The following is a 26,184-nucleotide window of genomic DNA, read 5'->3' as shown; positions in this document are numbered from 1 at the left end:
GCCGGGTTGGAACTGGATTCGGTTCATGGACATGGATCGCCCCTCCATGAAGTCTGTTCATATATCCAGTGTAGGCGTTGCCGAGTACCTGTAGGGCTTCTGGCTGAGGCTCATTGCTAATCAGGAAAGACCTTGAAAGGGGTGGCGTTTAGAGGCTGTCTGTTTGAAACGACAAGATCAGCGCCGAGACTGCCCGCATCACCAGGACTGGCGATCCACGACGGGGCAGGGAACCCAGTGGATGAAGGGTTCGTCGCGCTCCTCGATCAGGTGCAGCGCGGCGCGGCGGCCCAGCTCGTAGTAGGGGAGCTGCACGGTGCTCAGCGGCGGATAGAACAGCTCGGCGACGCCCACCATGTTGTCGTAGCCGAGCACCGCCACGTCGGCCGGGATGCGCAGGCCGCGGCTGAGCAGGTACTGGTAGGCGACCAGGGCGATGCGGTCGTTGCCACAGACCAGCAGGTCGAAGGCCGGTTTGCCGTGCGACTCGCGCAACTGGCGCTCCAGCTCGGCGATGGTTTCCCCGTAGGCGTCGTCGGTCGACAGGTCGTACTGGCGGACGCTCTCCGGGGCGATGCCGGCCTCCGCGAGGGCGCGCGACAGGCCCTGCTGGCGCAGCTTCCAGGCCAGGCTGTGGCGCGGCAGGTTGATGCACAGCGGGCGGCGATAGCCGCGTTGCAGCGCCTGGCGCACGGCCCGGTACTGGCCGTCCTCGTCGTCGGGCACGTAGCAGGCCACGCCGGGCTCGGTGCTCATGCAGTTGCTCAGCACCAGCGGCTTGCTGCGCAGCGCCGGGGGAATCTCCAGTTCGCGCAGCTGCATGGCGCTGAACACGATGCCGTCCGGCCGGTGCGACAGCATCAGCTCGATGGTTTGCGGGTTCAACGGGATTTCGAACACGTTGAGGATGAAGACGTTCCAGCCATGTTCCCGGGCAGTGCGCTCCACCGAGAGCAGCATTTCCACGGCGAAGGGGGTGGTCGCCGTGTCGAGCGCGAAGACGCCGATGGTCTTGCCGCTAGAGTGGCCGCCGCGGATCTTGCGGGCGGAAAGACTGGGCACGTAGCTCAGGGATTCGATGGCTTGACGGACTTTCGTCAGGGTTTCCGGGTTCAGCTTCTCCGGAGTGTTGATCGCTCGGGACACGGTCATCGGGGAGACCCCCGCCAACCGTGCGACATCTTTGACCGAAGCCATGTGCGGGTGCCATTGCCTGTATGGCCGGGCATGATGTCATGCCCGGCGAAAGCATGACAACACGGCGGCAGGCGGCACGCAGGGCAATCGCGCTACATCCCTCTTGCGTTGGACGAGGATTAGCGGTAGCGGACAAGACTTTTCCGAGCCCCATCATGCTGCCCAATCCCCAGCCCTACTTCGGCACACTCGTCGACCCGCGGCGCGAAACCCGCAACAAGCTGCACGCCCTGCAGGACATCGTCATGATCACGCTCTGCGCCACCCTGTGCGGCCATGACGACTGGGTCGGCATCGAGGACTTCGCCCATGAGAACGAAGCCTGGCTGCGCGAGCTCCTGCCGCGGGCCAACGGCATTCCCTCGCACGATACCCTCAGCGACGTCATCGGACGCCTGGAGCGCAAGGCCTTTGCCGAAGCCTTCGCGCGCTGGATGCAGGACAGCCTGCCGAGCCTCGACGCCCGGCATATCGCCCTCGACGGCAAGACCCTGCGCGGCTCGCGGCAGAACGGCAGCGCCGTGCACCTGATGAGCGCCTTCGCTATCGAGGCCAGACGGGTGCTGACCCAGCACGGGGTGCCCGGCAAGGCCAACGAAATCACCGCCCTGCCGGACCTGATGACGCAGGTGGACCTGCGCGGCGCGGTGATCAGCATCGACGCAATCGGCTGCCAGAAAACCGTGGCCGAACAGATCGTCGCGGCGAAAGCCGACTACGTGCTGGCCCTGAAGGACAAGCAGCCGCAAGGGTCACTCGGCCAGCAACCTGGCCGTGGTACGCCGCGCGGCACTGAACCTGATACGACAGAACGACAGCAGTCAACTGAGCGTTGGCCAGCGGCGCATGCGAGCCTGCACCAATGCGCAGTACCGAACCCAACTGCTGTTTGGCCCGGATGTCTCATAGCACGATTGCCCTGAGGCGGCACGGATGGGGGCAATGAGATCGCTCAGAGTTTCAGGTCGGCCAGGTTCCAGGCCGCGCCCTCGCCGAACGTCCCGCGTCCGTTCACGGCGAAGGCGCTCACCCCCAGGCTGTCGGGGCGCGGGTAGATGCGGCTGCTCAGGGTGTAGGTGCCGTCGTCGACGAACACCTCGATGGACGAACGATCGAGGAAGATCCGCAGGGCGATCCGCGTATGTCCCAGCGCGACCGGCACGCTGCGCACGCCGCTCACGCCGGCCCCCGAGTGCTGCCGGTCGAGCACCAGGCGCCGGGCCATGGCATCGAAATACAGCAGGGTGCGCTCCCGTTCGTCGTCGCTGCAGCGCAGGGCCAGACCGAAGCGCTCGGCCGTGCTGCCGGTCAGCTCCAGTTCGAGTTCGAGCTCCAGCAGGGCACCGCGCACCGCGAGTTTGCGGCTCTGCGCCTCGAGCGTGCCGATCGCCAGCGCCTGCCGGGACTGGCGCAGCGCCGTCAGCTCGCGGGCCGGGCGCATGCGCAGCCGGGCGCCGTCGCGGCTCAGCTCGCGCGGCAAGGTCAGCGCGCCGCACCAGTGGTGGGCCTGGCTCGGCATCGGGCTTTGCCACATGTCCATCCACGCCCAGAGCAGGCGGCGTCCGTCCGGCGCCAGCAGGGTCTGGGCCGCATAGAAGTCGTGGCCGTGGTCGAGTTCGCGCAGTTCGGTCTCCGCAACGAAGTGGGCGCTCTCGTCCAGTCGGCCGAGGAGATAGCTGTTCTGGAACAGGTTCCAGCGCTCGTAGCCCTCGGGCTCCAGGCCCTGCGGCGAGAACAGCAAGACGTCGCGCCCCTCCAGCTCGAACAGGTCCGGGCACTCCCACATGTAGCCGTCGGGTTGCCGCCGGCCCTCCAGGGCGCGGCCGAGGCATTCCCACTGGCGCAGGTCCCGGGAGCGATAGAGCAGCAGCAGTGGATCGTCGCCCTGGCGGGCGCCGAGCGCCATCCACCAGTGGTCGCCGCGCCGCCAGACCTTGGGGTCGCGGAAGTGCATGATGTCCGGGTGCGGCGCCGCCTCGATCACCGCCCCGTGCTTGGTGAAGGTGATGCCGTCCGTGCTGCTGGCCAGGCACTGGACCTGCTGTATGCCCTGCTCGTCATTGCCCGGCTCGCCCAGCCAGCGGTGCCCGGTGTAGATCAGGTACAGGGTGTCGCCTTCCACCACGGCCGACCCGGAAAAGCAGCCGTCCCGGTCATAGGCATCGCCGGGCGCCAGGGCGATGGGCAGGTGTTCCCAGTGGACCAGGTCCGCGCTCCTGGCGTGTCCCCAGTACATCGGTCCCCACTGGGGCGAGTACGGATGGTGCTGGTAGAAGACATGGTACTCGCCGCGGAAATACACCAGTCCGTTCGGGTCGTTCATCCAGCCGGCCGGGGGCGACAGGTGGTAGCCGAGGCGGTAGTCGTCGCCGCGTTCGGGCAGGGTTGTTTCGATGGCGCGCTGCGCCTCGTCCAGTAGGTCAACCGGCATGTCGTGATCCTTGAGGGTGCGTGGGAAGGTCTTGAGCGCGCGTCACCCCCGCCGGGACGGGGATGACGCGAGGTGGCTTTTTCGGGGGCCTTTCCCCGCTAGGGTTCGTAGTGGTTGGCCGACTGGGCGATGGCCGGCAACTCCAGGGCGCCGTTTGCCGTCCGGGAGGCCTTGCGGGACGGGTCCGCACGCAGCAGCGACCAAGACAGCAGCAGGCAGATACCCACCAGGCCGGCCAGCAGCAGGTAGACGCTGGCGAAGCCGAGCCTGTCGTAGCCGTAGCCCACCGCCGGCGACAGCAGCATGGCGGTCAGCTGCTGGGCGAACTGGAAACTGACCAGGTAGAGCGTGGCCGACAGCCGCGCGTCGAAGTTGACGGAGATGTACTTGAACACCGCGACCAGCAGGATCGGCACCTCTATGGCGTGCAGCATCTTGCAGGCGGCGACGGTCCAGGCCTCGGTGGCCAGCCCGGAGCCGAGGATGCGCACGAACATGATGGCGCCGGCCAGCAGCAGGCCGTACTTGGCGCCGGTGCGGGCGACCACCCAGGGCGCGAACAGCATGAGCAGGGCCTCGACCAGCACCTGCGAGGAGTTCAGGTAGCCGTAGGCGCGGGTGCCTTCCTCCGGGGTGGGGAAGAAGGAGGCGAAGTACACCGGAAACTGCTGCTCGTAGATCATGTAGACCCCGGCAACCCCGGTCAGGAACAGGCTGAACGCCCAGAAGCGCGGCAGGCGCAGCAGCTGCAGGATGTCGGCGGTGCGTACCGGCGTGGACTCGCCGGCCTGCACCTCGTGGTTCCTGAAGGCGTCCATGTCCAGCCGGGAGAGGATCAGCAGGAACGCCAGGCCGGCGGCGCTGCTCATGTAGAAGGCGATGTCCGGGTCGATGTTGAACACCACGCCGACCACGCCCGTCGCGGCCGCCCAGCCCAGCGAGCCCCACATCCGGGTGGTGCCGAACTCGAAGCGGGCATGCCGCGACAGCCGCTCGGTGTAGGACTCGATGACGCCCACGCCGGCGAGCATGGCGAAGGCCAGGAAGGCGGCGCCGACTAGGGCGCCGAGCACCACGTTGTGGGCCAGCAGGCCGGCGTAGACGTGGATCGCGAAGGGCGCGGCGCAGGCGAGCAGCGCGCCGATCCAGACCAGCAGCTTGCGGGACAGGCCCAAGCGATCCTGCAGGGCGCCGTAGAAGGGCTGGATGAGCAGCGCGGCGATGGCGTTGGCGGCGAAGATGAAGCCGGTTTCCGTACCGTTGAGGCCAATGACCCGGTGTAGCCAGATCGAGAACAGCGAGTAGCTCGACGACCAGGCGAAGAAGAAGAAAAACAGCAGACCACTGACCAGCCAGTATTCACGTTTGAGCGGGAGACGCATGGAAAATCCTCTTGTTTTTATTGGTTTGGTAACGTTAACAAAATAATCTATTACGCTACTTCCGCAGGCTCGCTGTCAAGCGCGATCTCTCGCCCGAGGGGCACTGTCACGTTATTGGTAGGTTGACAGAGATGCGGCGGGTACTGCCACGTTATTGATGTGTGGCCGACCGAGAACGTAGCGCGTGAGCTCTTCAGTCACGCTTTCGCTCGGCTGCACATCAACAACGTTACCCCCCAAGGTGTTCGAGAAGGCGCTGGGCTGAGGGCGGGATGGGCTGTCGAGGCGTTACTTCGAAAACGTCAGCTGCGCGCCCACCCGGCCGGGCGCGGCGGCACTGCGCAGGTCGGCCTTGAGCAGGCGGATGCCGTCCCGGCTCGACTGCTCCAGCAGTTGCAGCAGCCGGTTGAAGTCGGCGTTGTCGAGGGCGAGCGTGACCTCGCCCGCGCCGCCGGACGTGACCTGTGCCACCTTGAGCTGCAGGCGGGAGGCCTGATCCGCCAGCAGCTGTTCGAGGGGCTCGTCGCTCGGCGCCGACAGCGTGCCGGATGGCTGCAGGCGTTTCGCCTCTTCGCTCGCAGCGCTCATCCAGACGACCAGGGCCTGCTTTCGGTCTACCTGTTCCTGCAGGCGCGACCGCTCCGCCGCCATGGGGCGCCAGGCGAGCAGGTAGAGCAGCGTGGCGAAAGCCAGCAGCGCGCCTCCTGCAAGAAGCAGTCTTTCCCGGTCGCTCAGCTCTTGTATCCAGGCTTTGATCATCTACTCGATTCCCTCTACGGCCATCTGGGCGCTGGTGTCTTGCTGGCGCTTCTGCACCTCGCCGAGCCGGGCCCGCAGTCCGTTCTGTTCCAGCGTGGCGGCGAACCGCTCGAGGGCGGGCTGCTCGGCCGCCTGCAGTTCCAGCTCCAGCCGCCGGTCGTCTTCTGCATAGCGCATGCCGGTCACCTTGACGGCGCCGTGCTGGCGAAAAGCCGGGACGCTCTTTTCCAGCAGGCGCAGAAAGCGCGAGCCCTGCCGGCGTTGACGCAGTTCGTCGAGCCGCTGCTCCAGCTGGGTCCGCGGGTCGACGATTCTCCGCACCTCCGGAAAGGCTTCGCGGAACAGCTCGACGACCTGCCGGTCGAGCGCTTCCTTCTGGCGGGCCAGACGATGGTTTTCGAGGCCCAGGGCGGCGAAGCCCAGAATCAGCGCCAGCAGGCCCAGCACCGCGGGAATCCTCAGCTGACGCAGCCGTGTTCCGGGCGCATCCTGCAGCCGGTACTCGCCCTGCAGCAGGTCGATGGCCTGCTCGGGCGATAGGCGCGCGGCCAGCGCCGCCAGTGGCGGGTCGTCCGGCGCGGCGGGCAGCGTTTCCAGGGCGCCGCTCCGCTCCAGGAGCGGTCGCCAGCTCGCCAGTTCCGCGCTGGCGAACGCCAGGCCGGCCAGTCCGGCGCCGTTGATCAGCAGGCGTTCGCCCAGGGGCGTCGCGATCAGTCGCTCCGGGTCGCCGCGCAGGCTCTGGGCATCGGCGAACAGCGCCCTGGCCGGGATCGATGCCGCGCGCAAGCGGTCGCGCCAGGACTCGATCAGCGGGCGCGCGATGATCGCCACCGGGTAGCGGTGGTCCGCGCGCGGACTGCCCACCGCGAAATGCAGCAGGGCCGGGTCGTCGCAGAGTTGTTCTTCGAGCTGGTAGGGTATCGTCCGCCGGGCGGCGCGGCTGGCGTTGGGCAGCCGGACTTCGCTCACCAGCACCTGCTCCTGGGGCAGCAGCGCATAACAGGGATGGCTGCGGGCCAGTTGCGCCAGCTGGGGAAGCTCGTCGGCATGGGCGAGCCGTCCAGCGTCGACGCAGCGGGCCTCGTCCGGGTTCCAGACCAGCCACTCGACGGGCGCCTCGGGCCGCGGCCCGAGACTCACCAGCAGAAATTCATTCATCGAGCGCTCCATAATGGCGTTGGTACACGGCGGAGGTGCCGTTGCGCATCTGGATGCGCGATAGCAGCACCAGATTCGCGTCGTGGTAGTCGACCTCGATTCGGGCCAGGAAGAATTCGGAGGAGACCTTGAGCTGCGTCTTGACGGCCGCGTCGACGTCGGTGGAGAGCGTGTCGTCGCCGCTCTGGGTCAGCAGCGCCCAGAACTCGTCCACACTGCGAAAGCCTTCCGCGGGCTGTTCGCTCAACCATTGCGTCAGCAGGCCGAAGGGGACCTGTCCCTCGAACAGGGCCGATAGGAGCGGCGCCTGCTCCGGGCCGAGGCTATTCACGTTGACCTGCAGCTTGGTGCCGGGCAGGGCGCACAGATAAGGGCGAAGCCTGTGCAGAAAACCCTGTTCGTCGTCCCGAGCCTTGGTGGCCAGCTGCCGGAAGCCGTCGATGAAATGAAGCTCCGTCGGATCCGCCAAGGGGCCGTTCGCCGGCAGATAGGCCGGCTCCAGGCCGGTGTAGAACAGGTCTTCGGCACCCTTGAGTCCGGTCGGCAGGGTGTCGTTGTCGAGCCAGTCGCGCAGTGGCTCGACCAGTTGCGCCGTCTGCGACTCGTCGGCCCCCAGCTCCACCAGCAGGCGGACGAACTGGCGCAAGAGCAGCGGTTCCTTGGTCTGGGAGGCCTCCTGGGGCGTGTTCAGCGTGGTCAGGGCATTGAGATTGAAGCAGGCGTTCTGGTCCTGGATGCGGATTCTGATGACGCCGCCGTCGATCGGGTAGCTGAGCCGCGGATCGGCCCAGGCCTGCCGCGGGTGGGTGAGCTTGTCGGTCTTGAGGGCCGATTCCAGCAGTTTGCGCGCCAGCCTCTCGCCACCCAGGGCGAACCAGTAGGCCTGCTGATACTGCTCGCGGTTGGCCGCCTGCTGGATGTTGAGCTGGACCAGCGATCCCAGGTGGGTCGCGATGAGGGAGATCAGGGCCACCACCAGCAATACGACCATCAGCGCCATGCCGCGGCCATGCCGCCTGGCCGCCAGTGCCGAGCCTTTCATGGCGCGCTCGGCAGCAGCACGATCTGCGCCACCGCTCCATAGCGGTCGGTTTCGATGGTCAGCTCCAGCGCCTGGGGGAGCATCGCGGGCGAATCCTGGCCGGCCGCGTCACGCAGCGGCGGCCACTGGTCGCTCCAGGTGCGGTTGTGGAAAAAGCGCAGGTCGATGCCCTTCACCGCTTCCAGCAGCGTGGCGCTGTGCCATTGCGTGCCCACCGGGGTGTCGATCAGGGGCGAGCTTTCGCGAATCAGACGGCCGTCGCGCAGGCGATAGCGCACGCGTTCGAGACTGGACCCCGGCAACGAGCGGGACAGCATGCGCCGGCCGGTCTTGTAGAAATCCAGGAGCACCCCTTGCGGATCGCCGTCGGCAGGAGCCACCAGCACCTGGGCCCGAACGTCGCCCCGTTCGTTCCGTCCCTGGCGGACGACCAGCTGTTCCAGATCCCGGCGCAGCAGCTGCTGGGCCAGCTGCAGGCGCTGCAGCGACTCGATGCTTTCGCCCACCACCTGCTGGCTGCGCAGACCGCTGTTGAGCGTCAGCGCCGCGGCGAGCCCGAGCAGTGCCAGCAGGGACATTGCCACCAGCACTTCGAGCAGGGTGAAGCCGCCACTGCCCTTCACGGCGTCGCTCCCATGAAGGCTTGCAATTCGCTCAGCAGCCGGCCGTCATCGCCCGTCGTCCGGGCCGTCACCCGACGAATATCGGGATTGTCGGTTCCCTCCACCTGTTCGGTGAGGGTGAACCTGTGACCCGCCAGCTCGACCTTCCGGGTGCGCTTGCCGGTGGCCGGCCAGCTCGGCTGCAGATGCAGATTCGCCAGGTGGTTCTGGGCCGCCAGCTGGGCAAAGTAGCGGAGTTCGAGCTGCCCGGCATGACGTCCGTGCTCGCCGACGATCTTGAGTAGGGCGCCGGCGGCCAGGGCGAAGATGGAGAGCGCCACCAGCACCTCCAGCAGCGTGAGGCCGCGCTGTCGCGATGGGTTCACGGCCGCTCCGCCTGCACCAGCCGCAGATCGCCTGCGAAGCTGGCGCGGATCACCTGCGGCCATCGCGCGTCGGGATGGCCGAGGGTCAATTCGAACTCGCTGATCTGGCCGTCGCTGGCGATGAAGATCTGCGGCTCGCGCTCCTTGCCGCGCGTGTCGACCGTTTGTCCCGCCATGCGCAGTCGCAGGGTGGTCCCGTCGTTCAGCGCCTGGGCCACCAGCCGCGAATCGGCGTCCACGGGCAGCCAGCGCGCCTTCTCGCGTCGATAGAAGCGATAGCCGGCTTCGCCCAGCCACAGGCCATGGTCGCGATTGCGGTAGATGGCCTGTTCCGCCGCCAGACCGATCTGCGCCTTCAGGCGGCGCGCCTCGCTTTCCAGGCGTTGCTGGGACGACTCCGGCAGCGCCAGGGAGACGGTGACCGCCAGCAGGCCCAGAATCGCCATCACCAGCATCACCTCCAGCAGGGTGAAGCCGCGGACAGGATTAGTTGCCGATATCCGCCGCAAGCCCTTCGCCTCCCATCTCGCCATCCGCCCCCAACGAGTAGACGTCGAACGCCTTCTTGGTGCCCGGCTGCAGGTACTGGTAGGGATTGCCCCAGGGGTCCTGGGGCAGGCGCTTGATGTAGCCGTTGCTGTTGTAGCGCTTGGGCAGCGGGCCGGACTCCGGTTTCGTCACCAGTGCCTCCAGCCCCTGGTCGGTGGTGGGGTACTGGAAGTTGTCCAGCTTGTACATGTCCAGCGCCTGCTCGAGCAGGGCGACGTCGGCCTTGGCTTTCTGGACCATCGCCTTGTCCTGGTTCTGCAGGACATTCGGCGCCACCAGCGCCACCAGGAGGCCCAGAATCACCAGCACCACCATGATTTCCAGCAGGGTGAAGCCCTGTTGCCGGCGCGTTCGGATCGTTGCTTTCAAGAGCGTATCCCCTTCAAAACGAGGTCAGGTTGTTGAGTTCCAGGATCGGCATGAGAATGGCCAGGACGATGCACAGCACGATGCCGCCCATGGCCAGGATCAGGGCGGGTTCGAACAGCCCGAGCAGCCAGGCGACACGGCTTTCGAACTCCGCCTCCTGGTTCTCGGCCGCCTTGTCCAGCATCCGCTCCAGCTCGCCGCTGCGCTCGCCGTTGGCGATCATGTACACCAGCAGCGGCGGGAAGGGGCCGGACTGTTCGAGGGCGCGGGACAGCGAGCAGCCTTCCCGCACCAGGTCGGCGGTGTCGAGCACCGCCTGCTTCAGATGGAGGTTGGTCATCGGCCCGGCGGACACCTTCAGGCTGTGCAGCAGGTCGACCCCGCTGCCGACCAGGATCGCCAGGGTCCGGGCGAACTGCAGCGACTGCTGGCCGAGGACGAAGGTGCTGACCAGCGGCAGGCGCAGCTGCGCCTTGTGCCAGCGGGTGCGCCGCCCGCCATCACGCAGCCACCCGCGCGCCAGCAGCGTGAGGCCCGCCAGCGCCGCGAGCATGTGCAGGCCGTATTGCTGCAGGACATCGCTGATCAGGATCAGCTGGCGGGTCAGGAGCGGCAGCGTCTGTTCGGCATGGGTGAACTGTTCCACCACCTTGGGCACCACGTAGGTCATCAGCAATACGATGACCCCCACCGCCACCAGCGTCAGAAACACCGGATAGATCAGCGCCACCTGCACCTTGCTGCGGATCTTCTGCAGCCGTTCGCCATATTCCGCCAGGCGCAGGAGCACACCGCTCAGGTGCCCCGATTCCTCGCCGGCGGTGATCATCGCCCGATACAGCTCGTTGAAGCTGCGCGGGTATTCCGACAGTGCCGAGGCGAGGCTGTGGCCTTCCAGAATCCGTGCCCGCACGGACAGCACGGTCGCCTTCAGCAAGGCGTTGTTGGTTTGGCGGGTTATGGCATGGAGCGCCTCTTCCAGCGGCAAGCCGGAGTCGATCAGGGTCGCCAGTTGCCGGGTCAGCAGCGCGACGTCGCGCGCCGGAAGCTGGCGAGTCAGACGAAACCCGCCCGTCCTGGCGGCGCGGGCCGGGCTGGCCGCCTCCACGGCGGTGGGCAGCAGGCCCCGTTCGCGCAGCATGGCGCGCGCGTGGCGCGGCGAATCGGCCTCGATCAGGCCGTTTTTGGTCTTGCCGTCGGTGGTCAGTGCGCGGTAGCTGAAGGCGGCCATGGCGTTCAATCGCTGCGAATGATGCGGAGCACTTCGTCGACGCTGGTCACGCCGCGAGCAACCAGCAAGCGCGCCTCGTCCATCAGGGAACTCATGGTGCTGCCCAGGTACTGTTGCATCTCCAGCTCGCCGGCCCGCTGGTTGATCAGCGTCGCCAGTCCGGTATCCACCACCGCCAGCTCGTAGATCCCGACCCGGCCGCGATAGCCGGTTTGGTTGCACTGCTCGCAGCCGCGGCTGAGATAGCCATCCGTTCCCGCGAGTTCGGGCTTGTTGAGCCACTGCGCTTCCTCCTCGGTGATCCGCGCCGGTTCGCGGCAGTGCTGGCAGAGTCGCCGCACCAGCCGCTGGGCCAGCACGCCTTTCAGGCTGGACGCCACCAGATAGGAGTCGATGCCGATGTCGCGCAGGCGCGTGATCGCGCCGGCTGCGCTGTTGGTGTGCAGGGTCGACAGCACCAGGTGGCCGGTCAGACTGGCCTGGATCGCCACCTCGGCGGTTTCCGCATCGCGGATCTCGCCGATCATCAGCACGTCCGGGTCCTGGCGCAGCATCGCCCGCAGCCCCTTGGCGAAGGTCATCCCTGCGCGGGTATTCACCTGGGTCTGCCCCACGCCCTCGATGGCGTATTCGACCGGATCTTCCACGGTGAGGATGTTGCGCGAGCTGTTGTTGAGCATGCCGAGGCCGGCATAGAGCGTGGTGGTCTTGCCCGAGCCGGTGGGACCGGTGACCAGGATGACCCCGTTGGGCTGCAGCAGCAGGCGTTCGAAGGTCCGATGGATGCCCTCGGGCATGCCGAGGTCGCTGAGGCTGAGGCGTGCCGTCTGCTTGTCCAGCAGGCGCATCACCACCCGTTCGCCGTAGCTGGACGGCAGGGTCGAAACCCGCACGTCGAGGGCGCGGCCGCCAATGCGCAACGCCGTGCGGCCGTCCTGCGGCACGCGCTTCTCGGCGATGTCGAGCTTGGCCATGACCTTGATGCGCGAGGTCAGCAGGGTGGCCAGCTTGTAGTTGGGGGAGAGGATTTCCCGCAGCACGCCGTCGATGCGAAAGCGCACCGACAGGCGCTTTTCGTAGGGTTCGATATGGATATCGGACGCGCCTTCCTTGATCGCCTCGGTCAACAGCGCATTGATCAGCCGGATGATCGGTGCATCGCCTTCGGTGGCGAGCAGGTCCTCGCTCTCCGGCAGCACGTCGATCAGCTCGAACAGATCGTCATTGTCGTCGATCTTCCCGATCAGTTGCATGTTGGCCTGGCCGCTCTGCTGGTAGAGCTCGCCCAGGCGCTGTTCCAGCTGCTCGGTGGTGACCAGCACCAGCACCAGCTCGAGTTCCGCATCGAGGAAACGCCTGGCCTCGAGGATCGCCTCAAGAGGTGTCTGCTCGATGTGGTAACACTTCAATCGATTCGTCTCGGGCTCGACAACCAGCCGATACCGGTCGGCGAAGCTGAACGGCAGCCGCTGAGGAAGGGGCATGGCGTCCGCCCGGACTTCTTCATCGGGAAACACTGAATCGGCCATCTCGGCTTACCTCTCGGGCGGCAACACGTTGATCGAGGTAGGGCCAAGCCCCGTCCACTCGGGCAGGACTGCCGGCGCCTCTTCCGGAAACAGCTCCACGGCGCTGTCTTTGTCTCTCAATTGTCTGTCCCGAATGGAACCGTATTTGGCTCTGCTTACCGAGGTCAGCATCTCCTGGTCCCGAATGATGGTGGGACGTATGAAGACCATCAAATTGCGACGGGCAATCCGACTGCCGTCCGAGCGGAACAGGCGACCCACCACCGGCAAGCTGCCCAGCCCGGGCACCTTCGATCCCGCCTCGCGGATGTCGTCGTCGATCAATCCGCCCAGGACGATGGTCGCGCCGTTATCGACCAGGACGGCGGTTTTGATTTGACGCTTGTTGAAGCTGACGCCGTCGTCGCCAACCTCCGGGCCCAGTGAGGAGACTTCCTGTTCGATCTGCAGTTGCACGGCACCGCCCTCGTTGATCTGCGGGGTGATGAGCAGCTTGACGCCGACGTCCTTGCGTTCGATCGTCCGAAATTGGTTGTTCGCGTTGTTGTCGTTACTGAGCGTCGAACCCGTGGATACGGGTATTTCCTGCCCCACCAGTATGGAGGCCGCCTGGTTGTCCATGGTCAGCAGGCTGGGGGTGGAGAGAATGTTCGATTTCGTATCGTCCTGCAGCGCCTGCAAGAGCACGGCGAAGTTCAGGCCCGACTCACTGAAGCGCCCCACGCCGGCAGTCAAGCCTCCGACGTTTCTCAGGGCGCCTGGCACTGATATTGGCGTGCCGCCAGTCGTGGCATCCAATATCCCGTTGAGGCCCATTTTAGAAGAGGTGGGGAAGTTGGTTCCGGCCAGTGCCCGTCCGCTGCCGCTGCGATCCGCGAGCAACCACTGGACGCCCAGTTCCTTGGCCCGCTCTTCCGCCATCTCGACGATGATCGCTTCCACCATGACCTGGGCGCGGCGGATATCGAGTTGCTCGATCAATTGCCCGAGGTCGCGAATGATCCTCGGGCTGCCCGACATGACGATGCTGTTGGTCGCCTCGTGGGCCTTGATATGGATGGCGTCCTGATTGGTCCCGGCGGATTCCGGGGAGACCTTGTCCTTCTCTTCGCTGATGGTGCCGCTGATCTTTTCCAGCACTTCCGCCAGGTCTTCGGCCTTGGCGTATTTGAGGTAGTGGACCCGGGTGTTGTTGTCGGTCTGGACCTCGCTGTCGAGTTCCTTGATGACTTGGCGGAGATACTCGCGATTCGATTTGTCGGCCCGGATCAATAGGCTGTTGGTCCGGGGGTCCGCCTTGATGATGGGCATCAGGCGCGAGCCTTCGCTGCCCTTGGTCTGCTCGCGAATCAATGCCTTCAGGGTTTCGCTCACTTCCGGCGCGGAGGCATGCTCCAGCCAGATGATCTCGGTATCGTCGCTATCGGCCTTGTCCACCCGCTCGATGACCTCCAATAGCCGCCGAACATTGGCCTCGCGGTCGGTGATCAGAATGACGTTGGAGGCGGGGTAGGGCGTGATGATACCGCTCTGGTTATCCACCAGCGGACGCAGGATGGGTACCAGAGCGGCCACATCGACGTTTTGCACCTGCACTACCCGAGTGACGATTCTTTCACTGGTATGCGTCGGGGAATTGTTGCCACCCTGAACTTCGATCCCTTCCAGTTTCGCGCCTTGCTGGGGAATCACCTTCAGAATGTCTTTTCCCACATTGATGACGGAGTATCCATTGACGCCGAGCTGCACCAGAAAGATTTCGTAGAGTTCTTCCTTGGTCACCGATTTCGGAGTGCTGATGCTGACCTTTCCCTTGACGCGCGGGTCCATGACGATGGTTTTGCCCGTGAGCTTTCCGATGCTGGCGATGAACTCCGAAATATCGGTGTCGCGCATGTCGAGGCTGTAGTCGTCGGCCCCGGCCGGGCATGTCATCAACCACGAAGTGAACAGTAATGATGCAACAAGCGTCTTGATAGACAGTTTTCCTGATCTGCCTGCATACGTCGGCTGGTGTAGGTCAGAGAAGGACTCTGTCCTGTTTTCACACCCCATCGACTGGGTAACCACTGCATCTGCGTATCGAGAAGATACTGAGGCAGATAAGTCAAAAGTAAATGGGTATCTATAATGCACTGCTGTATCCGTTTATTCGTCAAACTATGAAATGTCACGTTAAACGGATCCATCCGTAATATTTCTCAGGAAACTCTGAAAAAGCCCCACTTTCACGAGATCACATGCCCTGTAAGCCGCATGGTGGTTACTGGCTTGTGATTTTCAGAGAAAGTCTTTTTCAGACCATCCCTCAGGAAAGCCAGGCGGAGTCCAAGGCTAGGGTGGCACGCTGCCTTTGCGTATCGCCCTGGTACTGTCGGCCAGCTCATTCAGGCCGAGTTGCCGATAAGCGCTAATCATTAGCTCCAGTGCGCCGCTGACGGCGGCGCTATCGGGATAGCGCTCGATGATGTAGCGACAGCGGTTCAGCGCCGCCACGGGCTGATTGCGCTGCCATTGGAGCCTGGCGGCCTGTAGTTCATTGTCCGCCAGACGTTCCTCGACCTTGGCCAGCGTTTCCTTGGCGCGTTCGGCGTATTGGCTGTCGGGGTAGCGCTGTCTCAGGCGCTCGAGATCCTCTGCTGCCTGACGAACCTGCGCGGCCGAGGGGGCGGGGCTGAGGGCCAGCAAGGCATTGGCGTGCAGATAGAGCGCATAGTCCATACGCTCTGTTTCGGCATTTTCCTCGATCACCTGAGCCGCTATCTGGGCTGCTTCCTTCGGCCGGTCGAGCTGCAACTGGCTGTAGGCCAGGGCCAGCGTCGCCTCAATGCGCAGCTCGCCCTGCGGATCGGTGCGCAGCAGCTCTACCAGCCGGTTCGCCGCCGCCTCGTGCTGGCGGGACTGGATGAGTTCCATGCTCTCGTCGTAGAGCGCCCGCTCTCGCGATGCCCCCTCGGACAGGGCGGAGCGCAGGTTCTTTCCGACGGGGGTGCAGCCAGCCGCCAGCAGCGCCAGCAAGGCGACTGAAACGAAACGGCTGGCTGATCGACAGGTAATCATCCCGGTCTGTATCTCTCTGCAAAAAAACGGCTCAGGGAGCAATCTCGTCATCCCGAGTCCGCTTGTCCCGGCGCGCGATGAGCCGAATACCTTCGTCAGCCGCCTCAGTTTCGTCCCGCTGCGGCGATCGGTTTGTCTGACTGGGCGCCGTGGTGACGACGGAAATCCTCGCGTCGTTCAGGGCGGGCTTTTCCAGCTCGACGTATTGCTGTTGACCGGATACCTCGAGCACCACCCGGTCCGCCAGGATTTCGGCCAACCTGGCACCGTTGTTGATAGACAGCCTGTCGTCGACGGCATAGGCTCGCTGCCGGCCGGCTTCGGTGAGAATGGCCACGGAGGTGTTCCCCTGGGAGCCCTTGACGACGCCCAGAAGCTTGACGTCCAGACGGCTTTTCATCTTCGCCGCCAGCGTCGTTTGGGCTGGCGCCGCACCCTCCTTTCCAGGAGAGCCGAAGAGTTCGGCCTGCTGGACTGCCTTGAGATCCAGCATCGGCGTATCGCCCGGCGTTGCCTCTCGTAGCTTGGCTGGCGCCACAGAGGTCGATGACTTGGGCCAAAAGAGCGTTTTGGTGATCCCCACCGCCTGGATCGAGGCGACTACCAGCAAAATCATGCTGATCGCTTTGGGGAGCGTCGTGGCGGCTATCCGGTGCCTAATCAGGTCATTCAACATGCGTAAAGCCGTCTCGAAACGGTGCGGATCGGAATTTTGGTCGGGGGGCGGCCCCCCTCAAGCGAATCGCTCGGTGACGAGCAGGCTCACTCCTTGGCCTAGGTGTCCGGAACCTAGGCGGCCAGGTAGCCCTTCACATCCACGTTCTGGGTGCCCTTCACCTGGACGGTGAGGCGGCCGTTCTTGTCGGTCTTGAGCTACTCGCCGTGGTAACCCCATAGCGTCGACGAACCACTGGTTGCGGTGCTTCTCACCCATGTCGACGACGATGGTGGTGTCCAGCGCCGGGTTGTTGCCGGCGACCACGGCCACGCCCGTCTTGCGGTCGTTGCCGAGACGGATGTTGGTGACCAGGTCACCGCCATTTTGGCCGGTGTTGCTGTCCTCGTAGCGGATCACCTGCTCGCCCCTGCCTTTCTGCTCTTCTTCAGCCAGCTTGCCGGCCTGCACTTCCTGCCACTTCACGCCGTCCTTGCCGTTCGGTATCTGCTCAAGAGCTTTGGGGGCCGGTGCCGCAACTGCCGCGCCTGACAGCAGGCCCGAAATCGCGATGCTGAGAAGAGAAACTGCAAAACGTTGGCTTGGAAATATTCGCATAGGATGTTCGCTTTACCTTTGCATGGTGAGCGGTCTCGACAGGGGTATGCGCAGTCCTGCCAGGCATCGCTCCTAGCATTGCTAGCATCCCCCGTTCATGGCGCAGCCCCCGTGTATGCTCGGGGCTATGCAGCGCTGCGTGGGCCGCTCGGCATCAGCGGGGGAGGTGAAACGGCAATGTCGGAACGCGAAAGACGTGTCGGCCTTCACATGAAGGGGCCACTTTCCGACACGCTCGATGGATGGCATGGAACGGGTTCGGAGGGGGAAGCCGTCGCCATGGTTAACGTTATCAGTAGTGTATGCCCACCCCGAACGCAGGTCAAGTCGGTCATCTGGAGGAGGTACTGCCACGTTGTTGATGTGCAGCCGAGCGAAAACGTAACTGAAGAGCTCACGCGGCGAGACGTCCGCACGTCACCCGTTCCCAAGCCGCAAAGGCCTGGGTGCATGCCTCTCGTTTCTCTTGCGCGTTCGTGTGGTAACGGCGGTGCATGAACAGGTTGGCAGACCTGGTCGTGGACCGAAGCGAATCGTTGCAACTGGCGCGCCGACTTGAAGCGGCGCATCACCTTCTCGCGTACCCGGGTCGGCTGGTGCGAATTCTCAGCCCGGTTGTTCAAGCATTTGTGCTGGCGGTGTTCGACACTCAACCCTATTTCCCTGTTCGCCCCCGCATAACTCCCGAGCTTGTCGGTGACCAGTACTCGCGGAGCGCGACCGTGCTTCCCGAGCAGCTTGCGCATGAGCCGCCTGCCTGTCGCGCCAGCGTTGCACCAGCACATCGAGCACCGCGCCGTGCTGGTCCACCGCTCGCCACAGCCAGTGTTTCCTGCCGTTGAGGGAGACGACCACCTCATCGAGGTGCCACTTGTCGCCTCGGGCCAAAGCGCTGGAGCGAATACGCCGGGCAATGCCCAGGCCAAACCTCACCGACCAGCGCCGCACCGTCTCGTAGGTCAGCTCGATGCCTCGCGCAGCCAGCAGCTTTTCGACCATGCGCAGGCTCAAGGGGGAAACGGTAGCCGCATCTCCGCCAACCTGCCAGCAACGTGACAGTGCCCTCTTGGCGGGCATAGTACAGTTGCCGGCGCCGGTCAGCCTCGGAGCACCGGCGGGGCGGGCGCGAGTGGGGCGACGGTCATCGAGCGGATGACGGCGAGCCCGTCGAACGCCTCAGCGGTGAGGCCGTTCGCGTCGTTCGCGCCGTACACGACCGCGCTCAGCGCGTGCTCGTCGCCGTTCATGAACACCTCGACCGAGGTGCGATCGACGATGATGTCGAGATCGACAACACCGTCTCGCGGCCGGACGCGGATCGTGCGCCCGTGGCGGTACACCTCAGTCAGTTCGTCGGCGATCGCATCGCGGTTGCGGACGATGAATGCCGTCTCGGTGGCAAAGTCGTAGCCGACGGTCGCGAAGTGTGTACCGTCCGTCTTAAGCTTCAGTCGTACCTCCCGGGCCGGGTTGCGCGGGTCTTGCGCGATCGAGGCGCGCAACCGATAGGCGGCACTCGTTGGCTGCGGAACCGCCCTAGTCTCTCCGGGGCCGATCAGAAGCTGCTCGATGCGGGCCTGTTCGCCCTCGAGCGCATTGATCGTGTCGATCGGACGCGAGGTGAGCGCGAGCCGGCCGTCGATGTCCTTCAGGTGCACCTCGCGCACGAGCGAGAGGTGGTTGCCGCCCCATTCGCCGGCGGGGAGCCGGCGGGCGTAGTCCCAGTTGTCCACCCAGCCGATGGCGTATCGGGTGCGCAGCTGCTCTTCGGCGGCCTGCTGTGGGTCAGTCCAGGTGACGGCAGCGTAGAAGTCCGACCCGTTGTCGAGCCACTGGGGTTCGACCTGATCGGGGTGGAAGTTCGTTCCGTCCCACTTGCCGGTCCAGTAGGCATACCCGGAATTCATGCCGTAGTTGAACCCGTTCGCACCGGTCGCGAGCACCCAGGTCGTGCGCGAGGGGTCGCCCTCGACCGACATGCGAAATAGCTCCGGGCACTCCATGATGCCGAGGTCGTCGCGCTCGAACCCCGACAGGTAAGTCCATTCCGTCAAGTTCGCAGAGGTGTAGAAACCGATCTTGTGCAGCTCGGAGATGAGCATCAGCCAGCGCGAATGCTCTGCGTCCCACGTGATTTTCGGATCGCGAAAGTCCCCACTGCCCGCTGGATTGCGCATGATGGGGTTGCCTGCGTACTGCTCGAAGGTGTAGCCGCCGTCGGTGGAGTAAAATAGCGACTGGGTCTGCACGGCATCCAGCTGCTGCGTCGCGACGACAACGATCGCTCCGGCACCGAACCCGGCCGTGTTGTTCGCGTCAATGACGGCACTGCCGGACTGGATGTCGCCGTCGCCACGCGTGTACTTGTGGATCGCCACGCCCTCATTGAACCAGTGCACCAGGTCGGTCGAGGTGACATGGTACCATTCGGTACCGTTCCCGTTTGGATAGTCCTCATTGTAGAGGTAATACAAGTGCCAGCGGCCATCGAGGAAAAATGGCCGCTGTGGGTCGTTCATCCAGCCGCTTGCTGACGTCAGGTGCACCTCAGGGCGTAGTTCGCCGAGCCCCTCGTCGCTCACCCGCGAGGCGACGACGGAGCTGCTCTCTTCAGCGGTCGCGAGTACGGTGATGCTGGCGGCGAGCATGGCTGCCACGACGATACACCGCGATCCTCGTGGCGCGGTGAACCGGAATCGCTTGGTGGTCATGGGGAATGTTCCTTCCACTCCTTCTTTTGTCGTTGTGCCCGGTGCTCGTCATGCCGGACGGCGGATGGGGGCTGGAACGCCTCTGGGCCGCCCGGCATCGTACCGTGCATCGAAAAGGTACTGTCACGCTGTGATGTGCAGCCGAACGAAAACGTGGCTCGCGAGGATGATGAACTCACGCGGCGAGATGTTCTGGCATCGGAGCACGCGTCATCCGTTCCCAAGCTGCGAAGGCTTGAGTGCGCGCCTCTCGCTTCTGTTGCGCGTTCGAGTGGTAGCGGCAATGCATGAATGGGTTGGGCGACCTGAGCGTGGACCGAAGCGAATCGTGGCAACTGGCGCGCCGACTTGAAGCGGCGCATCACTTTCTCGCGTACCCGGGTCGGCTGGTGCGAGTTCTCCGCCCGGTTGTCCAAGCCTTTGTGCTGGCGGTGTTCGAGGTTAAGCCCCATTTCAGTGTTTCCTGCCGTTGAGGGAGACGACCACTTCATCGAGGTGCCACGTGTCGCCTCGGACCAACGCAGTCGAGCGAATACGCCGAGCAATGCCCAAGCCAAACCTCACCGACCAGCGCCGCACCGTCTCGTAGGTCAGCTCGATGCCTCGCGCAGCCAGGAGCTTTTCGACCATGCGCAGGCACAAGGGGAAACGGTAGTCGCATCTCCGTCAAGCTGCCAACAACGTGACAGTGCCGTTCGGCTTCGGCCTTCAGCAGGAAATGGAGCGACGTGGCACAGGCTCGTGAGGATTCGTCATGCGCTCAGTCTACGGGCGCCACTGGCTTACCAGGTGAGCCGGTGGCGCCTTGGGGTGCCTGCTCCATATGCCGCTCAATCGGCGCGAGCGCGAGCGGTGTGAGTCGGAAGGAGCGCAGTTCGGTGTCGCCGCCGAGCGACTCAACCGAGAGCCCGTTCGCGCCGGGGGCCCCGAACGTGAGACTCGAGAGTACGGCCTCGCCGTCATTCACAAAGACCTCGACCGAGACCGCATCGACGATGACGTCAAGGGTGACGACGCCGTCGCGCGCTGGCGCCGGCGCCATACGAACCTGACGGTAGACATCGGGCATCCGCTCGCCCGCAGCATCCGCGTCGCGTGCGACGAAGGCGACGCCGTGCACGAAATCGTACCCGACGGTCGTGAAGTGCCCGCCGCCCTCTTTGACGCGGAACCGTACCTCGTTGGCGCCCGAGGCCGCGTCGAGCTCGACCCGGAGTCGGTAGGCATCGGATTCCGGCTGGGGGAGCGTAGTCCCCGAGGCTTTCGTCACTCGTACCTTGGAGCGCACCTCGGCGGCGCCCTCAAGCTTATTGAGCGCCTCGATGGGCTGCGAGACGAGCATCGGCTCGCCGTCGACCGATCGCAGCTCGATGCGTCGCACGACCGAGTCAGCGCCACCGTGCCAGTCGTTGATCGGTAGCTTGGTGGCGTAGGCCCAGTTGTTGAGCCAGCCGATGGCGTAGCGGGAGGCGAGGCGTTCGGCGTCGTCCTGTCGCGGGTCGTCCCACGTCACGGTGGCGTAGAAGTCGGCGCCCGAGTCGAGCCATCGTGGTTCGTCGCGATCCGCGGTGAAGCGCTCGCCGTCCCAGTCGCCAGTCCAGTACACGGTTCCCGTGGTCATACCCTTGCTGGCACCATTCCCGCCTGCCGCGAGCACCCATCGCGTGTTCGCCGGGTCACCGTCGACCGACATGCGGAACAGGTCGGGGCACTCGAGGATGCCGAGGTCGTCGCGCTCGAAGCCTGATCGATACGTCCAGCGCTTCAGGTCGGGCGAAGTGTAGAAGCCGATCTTGTCGCCCTCGGCGAGCGCCATCAGCCACTCGTCGCGGGCGTCGTCCCAGATGATCTTCGGGTCACGCCAATGCTCGGCGCCCGGGTTGTCCATGACGGGGTTGCCGTCGTACGCCTTGAAGCGGTAGCCGCCGTCGGTCGAGACGAAGAGCGACTGCCGTTGCACGCCCTCGTGCTGCTGGGTCATGACGGCGATCACCGCGCCGGCGCCGAAGCCCGCGGTGTTCTCGGTGTCGATCACGGCGCTGCCGGTCTCGATGTCGCCGAGGCCGTTCTTGTACTTGTCGATCGCGACGCCGTGATCCTGCCAGCGCACGAGGTCGGTCGAGGTCGCGTGGTACCACTCGGTGCCGTTCCCCTTGGGGTAGTCGGCGTTGTAGAGGTAGTAGTAGTGCCAGACGCCGTCGATCAGGATCGGGCGCTGGGGATCGTTCATCCAGTGCTTGGCGGGGGTGAGGTGCACCGCGGGCCGGTGGGGCGACCAGTCGGCCGGCCGCGAGAATTCGGAGGACTCGGTCAGCGGCGGGCTCGACGGCTCGGGGCTTGACGGGGTCGCCGGAGCGGGCGCGAACACGAGCACCGCCACGGTCGCGGCGACGAGCAGCGCGGCGAGCGCGCAGACCGATGCGCGCTTCGAGGTGGGATTGCGGTTCATGATTCTCCTTGTTGGGTGTCGAGCACCGATCAGGGCTTGTCGTCGAGGCGTTCATCGAAACCCTCGATGCGTCTTCGCAGCAGAACTTGAGGAGCGGATGCGCCACTCGAGGAATCCTCGGCCACGCTGGCCAACTCCAAATCGATTTGCAAAATGAGAGGCTCCGCTCTCGGTGGAACGGATTCCGCTGAGCGCGCGACCACCTGCGAGCTGATGCGGACCCTCGGAACTCCGCGGATTCTCGCGGGGGTTCGAGCGCTCCGAGACACCCGTCGCCTGAAATTGAATCCGTGCGCCGCCGTGGAAACAGCGGAGGGCTGTCTTCGCACCCCCATTCATATGAAAGGAGCACTTTATTCACATGAAGGGGCCACTTTCCGACATGTTCGATAGATGGCCTGGAAGGGGTTCGGAGGGGAGAAGCCGCCACCATGGTTAACGTTAACAACAGTATGGGCCCACCCCGAACGCGGGTCAAGTCGGTCATCTGGAGGAGGTATACTGTTACTGATGTGTGGCCGACCGAGAACGTAGCGCGCGAGGATGAAGAGCTCACGCGGCGAACCGTCCGGGCATCGGGGCGCACGTCACCCTTTCCAAAGCCGCAAAGGCTCGGGTGCGTACCGCTCGTTTCTGCTGTGTGTTCGAGTGGTAGCGGCAGGGCATGAACAAGTTAGCGACCTGAGCGTGGATCGAAGCGAATCGTTGCAACGGGCGCGCCGATTTGAAGCGGCGCATCACCTTCTCGCGTACTCGGGGCGGCTGGTGCGAGTTCTCCGCCCGGTTGTTCAAGCCTTTGTGCTGGCGGTGTTCGAGGTTCAGTCCCATTTCCTGGTTCGCCGCCGCGTAACTCCCGAGCTTGTCGGTGACCCGCGGAGCGCGATCATGCTTCCTGAGCAGCTTGCGCATGAGCCGCCTGGCCGCCCGCTTGTCGCGCCGGCGTTGCACCAGCCCATCGAGCACTGCGCCGTGCTGGTCCACCGCGCGCCACAGCCAGTGTTTCCTGCCGTTGAGAGAGATGACCATCTCATCGAGGTGCCACGTGTCGCCTCGGGCCAAAGCGCTGGAGCGAATACGCCGGGCAATGCCCAGGCCAAACCTCACCGGCCAGCGCCGCACCGTCTCGTAGGTCAGCTCGATGCCTCGAGCCAGCAGCTTTTCGACCATGCGCAGGTTCAAGGGAAAACGGTAGTACAGCCACACCGCATAGCCGATCACGTCGGGCGGGAAGCGGTGGCGTCGCTGGTAGGTACAGTGGCCCGTTTCATATTCGGGATTGTCACCGCACCTTCGGCAACCTGCCAACAACGTGACAGTACCCACACAGAGAGGCGCCCGGCTGGAAATCCAGCCGGGCGCTTCTTCGTGAAGTCCGTTACTTCTTCAGCGGCTGGCTTTGGCCGCCCGGATTCACATTGAGGTTCGCCGGGATGTCGGCCCAGCCGCCCAGCCCGTCGCCGTAGGCGCCGTAGGAGTAGTCGACCGCCGACGATGCCCCTTCGATGTCGATCTTCACGGTCGGTGCGAGGGTGCCGCCGCGCCGGAAGTTGCCCTCGGTGCCGATCGTGTCGATGAACGACTGCACCAGGCCGCCCGGCATTACGTAGTGCGAGTACGACTGGAAGTGGCCGAAGGGCTGGTTGTAGTCGGGAGCGAACGGGAACCCGCCGTTGAAGTTGAGGTTCGTCGGGTTGCCGAGCACCAGCCCGGATCCCTGGTTCATCGGCTGGTAATCGCTGCGGATCCCGTTGCCCACGAAGCCGTACACGCCCTCGGGGCCATCAAGGCCGGCCGCGTAGGTGCCACGGTGGCTGATGGTGAAGAGGTAGTACTTGCCGTCCTTCATGTAGATCTGCGGCCGTTCGGTCTGGTCGGTCACGCAGTTCGCCGAGAGGATCGGCGGCAGGAACTCCCACTCGGTGAGGTCGGCGTTCTTCGCCTTCGCCAGACCGATGTTGCCGATCTGGTAGGTCGCACCCGACGCGTTCACCTGCTCGACGGTCTCGGCGTAGGGGTCGCCCTCACGGTAGCCGAGGTCCTCCGCGCTGCAGGTGGCAGACTCTCGCGGCATGGCCGAGTTGCCCTCGAAGACCATGAAGGTCTCGCCCGGGTGGGCCGGGTCCTCGAAGGTGAACGGATCGCGGAAGTTGAAGTACGGGTTCTGCTCACCGGTCTGGTAGTAGGTACCGTCGGCCGACAGGAGCGGAATGACCTTGTCGAAGCCGGTGAACTTCACGCCCTCCTTGTTGGCGTGCACCTTACCGACGCTGAGCGCGATCTTCGGGTCGTACGGCTTGATGTCCTTGCCCGCGGCGTCACGATAGAACGCGACATCCGTGAAGAACAGCTTGATCTCGCCGCCCGGGAAGATGCGTGCCGAGCCCGACCACTGCGTCTGGTGGCTGTACGACTGGTCCTCGAAGATCTGGCCGGTGACGCCCTCGTCGAAGACGAGACCGCCGTAGGTCCAGCCGCCGTTCGCCGGCCGCAGGTTGGCGGGAATGCCGGCCGGGCGGTAGAAGTAGCCGATCTTCGCGAACACGTGGCGCTCGTCGAAGACGAGGTTCCGGTCGGCGACGAGGGAGAAGATGATCTCCTGCCCGTTGACGCTGTACTGGTTCGCGTTGGCGTCGGTCAGCGGCCAGGAGTCCCACACCCAGACCTGCTCGTTCGACATGTCGGGGAAGTCCTGCGGGACGTTGGGCATGGTGTATTCCGCAGGCATCGAGCTCTGACGCGAGACGGCCCTCGGGTCCGACATCCGCTTGATCTGACGCGCGTCGGCACGAGTCCACTTCGCGGTGAAGGTGCCCTCGGGCGCGAATGCCTCCTGCGTGTGCACGGTGGGCTCGGGGCCGGGTTCCAGGTGGGGAGCCGCAACGGCTGCCATGGCGCTGCTGAACAGCGTCGTCGCAGCGATCCCGCTGACGAGCGATCGCCGAATACGTTGGTCGATGAGTAACATGATGTTTCCTTTCGGTTTTAAAAGCGGGCGGGATGCTAGCACATGGAATGTTAACGTTAAATATTTTGTGGCTGCATCTTGTTAACGTTAAATTTGAACCTATTCAAAGTCTCAGCGGGAGACCCGAACTACTGGGATGAGACATTGCTATCCCAGTGACATCAGCCGTGACCAGTTCGAGCAGGTTCGCCCCCTGCTGGAAAGTGCACGCAAGAAGACCGCCCCCACGGAAAGTGGATCTGTACGATGTGTTCTGCGCGGTGCTGTACCTGTTGCGTTTCCTGGTTGGCTTTGTCTCGCAGTCTCAGCCGCACGTTGCCTACGTGCACTTCGTGGTGCGTCGCGCCATGCGCGCGCGGCAAGGGGCACGGTCGCTGAGTGATCCCCACAAAATCACCCCAGTTCCTGCGCTTGCCGGTGGACCTCCCGTCGCAGAACCAGCTCCAGCTCCCGCAGCCTCTCCCGGGAAATGTCTCCCGCATAAGTACGTGCATACTCCAGCCCCTGCCCCAGCCGCCACAGCGACAGCACGCGCTTGTCCTTGAGGCTGTTGCTCTGGAAATGCCGTTCGTGCCCCGCCTCTCGCGCCTGCAGGCCAGCGCGTAGCTGGCCAGCGCGGCGATCAGCAGCAGAACCTCGATGCGCCGCGGGCAGCGGCTGCGATGCAACTCCAGACCAATCCCGAGCCGATGGCTCTTCAAGTCGCGGAAGCCTTCCTCGATCTGCATGCGCCGCTTGTAGGGGTCGTCTCAGAAAACGGAAAATAAAGCACGCTAGGGGCTGTTGACGTTTCGAGCCAGAGGCGTTGATGAAGCAGAGCAAACCCGCAGAATTCAGGCTCCCAGCCCAATAATCCCGCGAGTTTGCAATGCCCCGATTGATGCTCAGTGACGAACTCTGGTCGAAGCTGGAAAACGTGCTGCTTCAGCAAGCCATCTACCACAAGCCGGATCTGCGCATGACGGTCGAGGGCATGCTCTACCGGATGCGCGCCGGTTGCCCCTGGAGAGACCTGCCCAGCGCCTTCGGGCGTTGGAACTCGGTCTACAAGCGCTTCAATGCGTGGTCGGCGGTCGGCAAGTGGCTCAAGG

22 protein-coding genes and 4 pseudogenes are annotated in these 26,184 nt (G+C 64.6%); 3 read left to right on the top strand and 23 right to left on the bottom strand.

Annotated features, from left to right (window positions below; translation table 11 throughout):
- Window positions 1-198: 198 nt before the first annotated feature.
- Window positions 199-1,197 carry a LacI family DNA-binding transcriptional regulator gene (locus BMY22_RS18200; RefSeq protein ID WP_090624399.1) on the bottom strand — a complete coding sequence of 333 codons (999 nt, stop codon included), beginning with the start codon at window positions 1,195-1,197 and terminating at the stop codon, window positions 199-201.
- 155 nt (window positions 1,198-1,352) lie between these two features.
- Between BMY22_RS18200 and BMY22_RS18195 the strand changes: the two genes are divergently transcribed.
- Complete coding sequence (locus tag BMY22_RS18195) at window positions 1,353-2,120, top strand: ISAs1 family transposase (protein WP_208599332.1); 768 nt, start codon at window positions 1,353-1,355, stop codon at window positions 2,118-2,120.
- A gap of 29 nt (window positions 2,121-2,149) precedes the next feature.
- On the opposite strand, the gene BMY22_RS18190 is transcribed toward BMY22_RS18195, so the two are convergent.
- The 21 genes and pseudogenes from BMY22_RS18190 to BMY22_RS18085 form a co-directional block, all read right to left on the bottom strand.
- Complete coding sequence (locus BMY22_RS18190) at window positions 2,150-3,628, bottom strand: glycoside hydrolase family 32 protein (protein ID WP_090624397.1); 1,479 nt, start codon at window positions 3,626-3,628, stop codon at window positions 2,150-2,152.
- A gap of 98 nt (window positions 3,629-3,726) precedes the next feature.
- Window positions 3,727-5,010 carry an MFS transporter gene (locus tag BMY22_RS18185; protein ID WP_090624396.1) on the bottom strand — a complete coding sequence of 428 codons (1,284 nt, stop codon included), beginning with the start codon at window positions 5,008-5,010 and terminating at the stop codon, window positions 3,727-3,729.
- Window positions 5,011-5,298: 288 nt separating this feature from the next.
- Entirely contained in the window at window positions 5,299-5,769 is a 471-nt protein-coding gene (gspM, locus tag BMY22_RS18180) for a type II secretion system protein GspM (RefSeq protein ID WP_090624394.1), read from the bottom strand.
- Entirely contained in the window at window positions 5,770-6,927 is a 1,158-nt protein-coding gene (gene gspL, locus BMY22_RS23945) for a type II secretion system protein GspL (protein ID WP_167363768.1), read from the bottom strand.
- On the bottom strand, window positions 6,920-7,969 hold the full coding sequence (gene gspK, locus BMY22_RS18165) for a type II secretion system minor pseudopilin GspK (protein ID WP_090624390.1): 1,050 nt from the start codon (window positions 7,967-7,969) through the stop codon (window positions 6,920-6,922). Before gspK ends, gspL begins: the two co-directional genes overlap by 8 nt.
- The gene (gene gspJ / locus BMY22_RS18160) at window positions 7,966-8,592 is read right to left on the bottom strand and encodes a type II secretion system minor pseudopilin GspJ (protein WP_090624388.1); all 627 of its coding nucleotides are present in this window, start codon (window positions 8,590-8,592) and stop codon (window positions 7,966-7,968) included. The genes gspK and gspJ overlap by 4 nt, the downstream gene beginning before the upstream one ends.
- Window positions 8,589-8,957 (bottom strand): type II secretion system minor pseudopilin GspI, encoded by a 369-nt coding sequence (gene gspI / locus BMY22_RS18155; protein ID WP_167363767.1) that lies wholly within the window; start codon window positions 8,955-8,957, stop codon window positions 8,589-8,591. The genes gspJ and gspI overlap by 4 nt, the downstream gene beginning before the upstream one ends.
- The gene (gene gspH / locus BMY22_RS18150) at window positions 8,954-9,466 is read right to left on the bottom strand and encodes a type II secretion system minor pseudopilin GspH (RefSeq protein ID WP_167363766.1); all 513 of its coding nucleotides are present in this window, start codon (window positions 9,464-9,466) and stop codon (window positions 8,954-8,956) included. The genes gspI and gspH overlap by 4 nt, the downstream gene beginning before the upstream one ends.
- On the bottom strand, window positions 9,444-9,863 hold the full coding sequence (gene gspG, locus BMY22_RS18145) for a type II secretion system major pseudopilin GspG (protein WP_167363769.1): 420 nt from the start codon (window positions 9,861-9,863) through the stop codon (window positions 9,444-9,446). Before gspG ends, gspH begins: the two co-directional genes overlap by 23 nt.
- A 25-nt stretch (window positions 9,864-9,888) precedes the next feature.
- Window positions 9,889-11,106, bottom strand: a complete 1,218-nt coding sequence (gene gspF / locus BMY22_RS18140; RefSeq protein WP_090624383.1) for a type II secretion system inner membrane protein GspF — start codon at window positions 11,104-11,106, stop codon at window positions 9,889-9,891.
- Between the two features lie 5 nt (window positions 11,107-11,111).
- Window positions 11,112-12,590, bottom strand: a complete 1,479-nt coding sequence (gspE, locus tag BMY22_RS18135; protein WP_425265980.1) for a type II secretion system ATPase GspE — start codon at window positions 12,588-12,590, stop codon at window positions 11,112-11,114.
- Between the two features lie 51 nt (window positions 12,591-12,641).
- Window positions 12,642-14,531 (bottom strand): type II secretion system secretin GspD, encoded by a 1,890-nt coding sequence (gene gspD / locus BMY22_RS18130; RefSeq protein ID WP_208599331.1) that lies wholly within the window; start codon window positions 14,529-14,531, stop codon window positions 12,642-12,644.
- 438 nt (window positions 14,532-14,969) lie between these two features.
- Window positions 14,970-15,746 (bottom strand): outer membrane protein assembly factor BamD, encoded by a 777-nt coding sequence (bamD, locus tag BMY22_RS18125; protein ID WP_090624379.1) that lies wholly within the window; start codon window positions 15,744-15,746, stop codon window positions 14,970-14,972.
- The gene (locus BMY22_RS18120) at window positions 15,727-16,371 is read right to left on the bottom strand and encodes a type II secretion system protein N (protein WP_090624377.1); all 645 of its coding nucleotides are present in this window, start codon (window positions 16,369-16,371) and stop codon (window positions 15,727-15,729) included. The genes bamD and BMY22_RS18120 overlap by 20 nt, the downstream gene beginning before the upstream one ends.
- 57 nt (window positions 16,372-16,428) lie before the next feature.
- Window positions 16,429-16,968 carry a hypothetical protein gene (locus BMY22_RS23940; protein WP_143068539.1) on the bottom strand — a complete coding sequence of 180 codons (540 nt, stop codon included), beginning with the start codon at window positions 16,966-16,968 and terminating at the stop codon, window positions 16,429-16,431.
- A 415-nt stretch (window positions 16,969-17,383) separates the two neighbouring features.
- Window positions 17,384-17,982, bottom strand: a pseudogene (locus tag BMY22_RS24700) (IS6 family transposase); the annotation flags it as partial.
- An 83-nt stretch (window positions 17,983-18,065) separates the two neighbouring features.
- The gene (locus BMY22_RS18105) at window positions 18,066-19,679 is read right to left on the bottom strand and encodes a glycoside hydrolase family 32 protein (protein WP_208599329.1); all 1,614 of its coding nucleotides are present in this window, start codon (window positions 19,677-19,679) and stop codon (window positions 18,066-18,068) included.
- Window positions 19,680-19,921: 242 nt separating this feature from the next.
- Window positions 19,922-20,333: pseudogene (locus BMY22_RS25415) on the bottom strand (IS6 family transposase); the annotation flags it as partial.
- A 106-nt stretch (window positions 20,334-20,439) separates the two neighbouring features.
- Window positions 20,440-22,128: a glycoside hydrolase family 32 protein gene (locus BMY22_RS18095; RefSeq protein ID WP_090624373.1), complete on the bottom strand. Its 1,689-nt coding sequence runs from the start codon at window positions 22,126-22,128 to the stop codon at window positions 20,440-20,442.
- 552 nt (window positions 22,129-22,680) lie between these two features.
- Window positions 22,681-23,433, bottom strand: a complete 753-nt coding sequence (locus BMY22_RS18090) for an IS6 family transposase (protein WP_425265981.1) — start codon at window positions 23,431-23,433, stop codon at window positions 22,681-22,683.
- 70 nt (window positions 23,434-23,503) lie between these two features.
- Window positions 23,504-25,093, bottom strand: coding sequence for a glycoside hydrolase family 68 protein (locus BMY22_RS18085; protein ID WP_244158913.1), 1,590 nt, complete (start codon window positions 25,091-25,093; stop codon window positions 23,504-23,506).
- A 136-nt stretch (window positions 25,094-25,229) separates the two neighbouring features.
- Here BMY22_RS18085 and BMY22_RS18080 point away from each other — a divergent pair.
- A pseudogene (locus BMY22_RS18080) lies at window positions 25,230-25,371 on the top strand (IS5/IS1182 family transposase); the annotation flags it as partial.
- Window positions 25,372-25,486: 115 nt separating this feature from the next.
- Here BMY22_RS18080 and BMY22_RS18075 read toward each other — a convergent pair.
- Window positions 25,487-25,833: pseudogene (locus BMY22_RS18075) on the bottom strand (transposase); the annotation flags it as partial.
- 128 nt (window positions 25,834-25,961) lie between these two features.
- Between BMY22_RS18075 and BMY22_RS18070 the strand changes: the two are divergent.
- The coding region (locus BMY22_RS18070; protein ID WP_143068538.1) for a transposase at window positions 25,962-26,184 on the top strand (223 nt) is incomplete at its 3' end.

Source organism: Azotobacter beijerinckii, assembly GCF_900110885.1.
GTDB classification, from domain to species: Bacteria; Pseudomonadota; Gammaproteobacteria; order Pseudomonadales; family Pseudomonadaceae; genus Azotobacter; species Azotobacter beijerinckii.
This window is presented reverse-complemented; position numbering and strand designations above follow the sequence as displayed.

Coding starts and splice junctions, on each gene's coding strand:
- BMY22_RS18105 (WP_208599329.1), bottom strand. CDS start 19,679: ATGACCACCAAGCGATTCCGGTTCACCGCGCCACGAGGATCGCGGTGT.
- BMY22_RS18095 (WP_090624373.1), bottom strand. CDS start 22,128: ATGAACCGCAATCCCACCTCGAAGCGCGCATCGGTCTGCGCGCTCGCC.
- gspD (WP_208599331.1), bottom strand. CDS start 14,531: ATGCGCGACACCGATATTTCGGAGTTCATCGCCAGCATCGGAAAGCTC.
- BMY22_RS18200 (WP_090624399.1), bottom strand. CDS start 1,197: ATGGCTTCGGTCAAAGATGTCGCACGGTTGGCGGGGGTCTCCCCGATG.
- BMY22_RS18085 (WP_244158913.1), bottom strand. CDS start 25,093: ATGTTACTCATCGACCAACGTATTCGGCGATCGCTCGTCAGCGGGATC.
- gspF (WP_090624383.1), bottom strand. CDS start 11,106: ATGGCCGCCTTCAGCTACCGCGCACTGACCACCGACGGCAAGACCAAA.
- BMY22_RS23940 (WP_143068539.1), bottom strand. CDS start 16,968: ATGCGAATATTTCCAAGCCAACGTTTTGCAGTTTCTCTTCTCAGCATC.
- gspK (WP_090624390.1), bottom strand. CDS start 7,969: ATGAAAGGCTCGGCACTGGCGGCCAGGCGGCATGGCCGCGGCATGGCG.
- BMY22_RS18195 (WP_208599332.1), top strand. CDS start 1,353: ATGCTGCCCAATCCCCAGCCCTACTTCGGCACACTCGTCGACCCGCGG.
- BMY22_RS18190 (WP_090624397.1), bottom strand. CDS start 3,628: ATGCCGGTTGACCTACTGGACGAGGCGCAGCGCGCCATCGAAACAACC.
- gspL (WP_167363768.1), bottom strand. CDS start 6,927: ATGAATGAATTTCTGCTGGTGAGTCTCGGGCCGCGGCCCGAGGCGCCC.
- bamD (WP_090624379.1), bottom strand. CDS start 15,746: ATGACGAGATTGCTCCCTGAGCCGTTTTTTTGCAGAGAGATACAGACC.
- BMY22_RS18185 (WP_090624396.1), bottom strand. CDS start 5,010: ATGCGTCTCCCGCTCAAACGTGAATACTGGCTGGTCAGTGGTCTGCTG.
- gspM (WP_090624394.1), bottom strand. CDS start 5,769: ATGATCAAAGCCTGGATACAAGAGCTGAGCGACCGGGAAAGACTGCTT.
- BMY22_RS18120 (WP_090624377.1), bottom strand. CDS start 16,371: ATGTTGAATGACCTGATTAGGCACCGGATAGCCGCCACGACGCTCCCC.
- gspE (WP_425265980.1), bottom strand. CDS start 12,590: ATGCCCCTTCCTCAGCGGCTGCCGTTCAGCTTCGCCGACCGGTATCGG.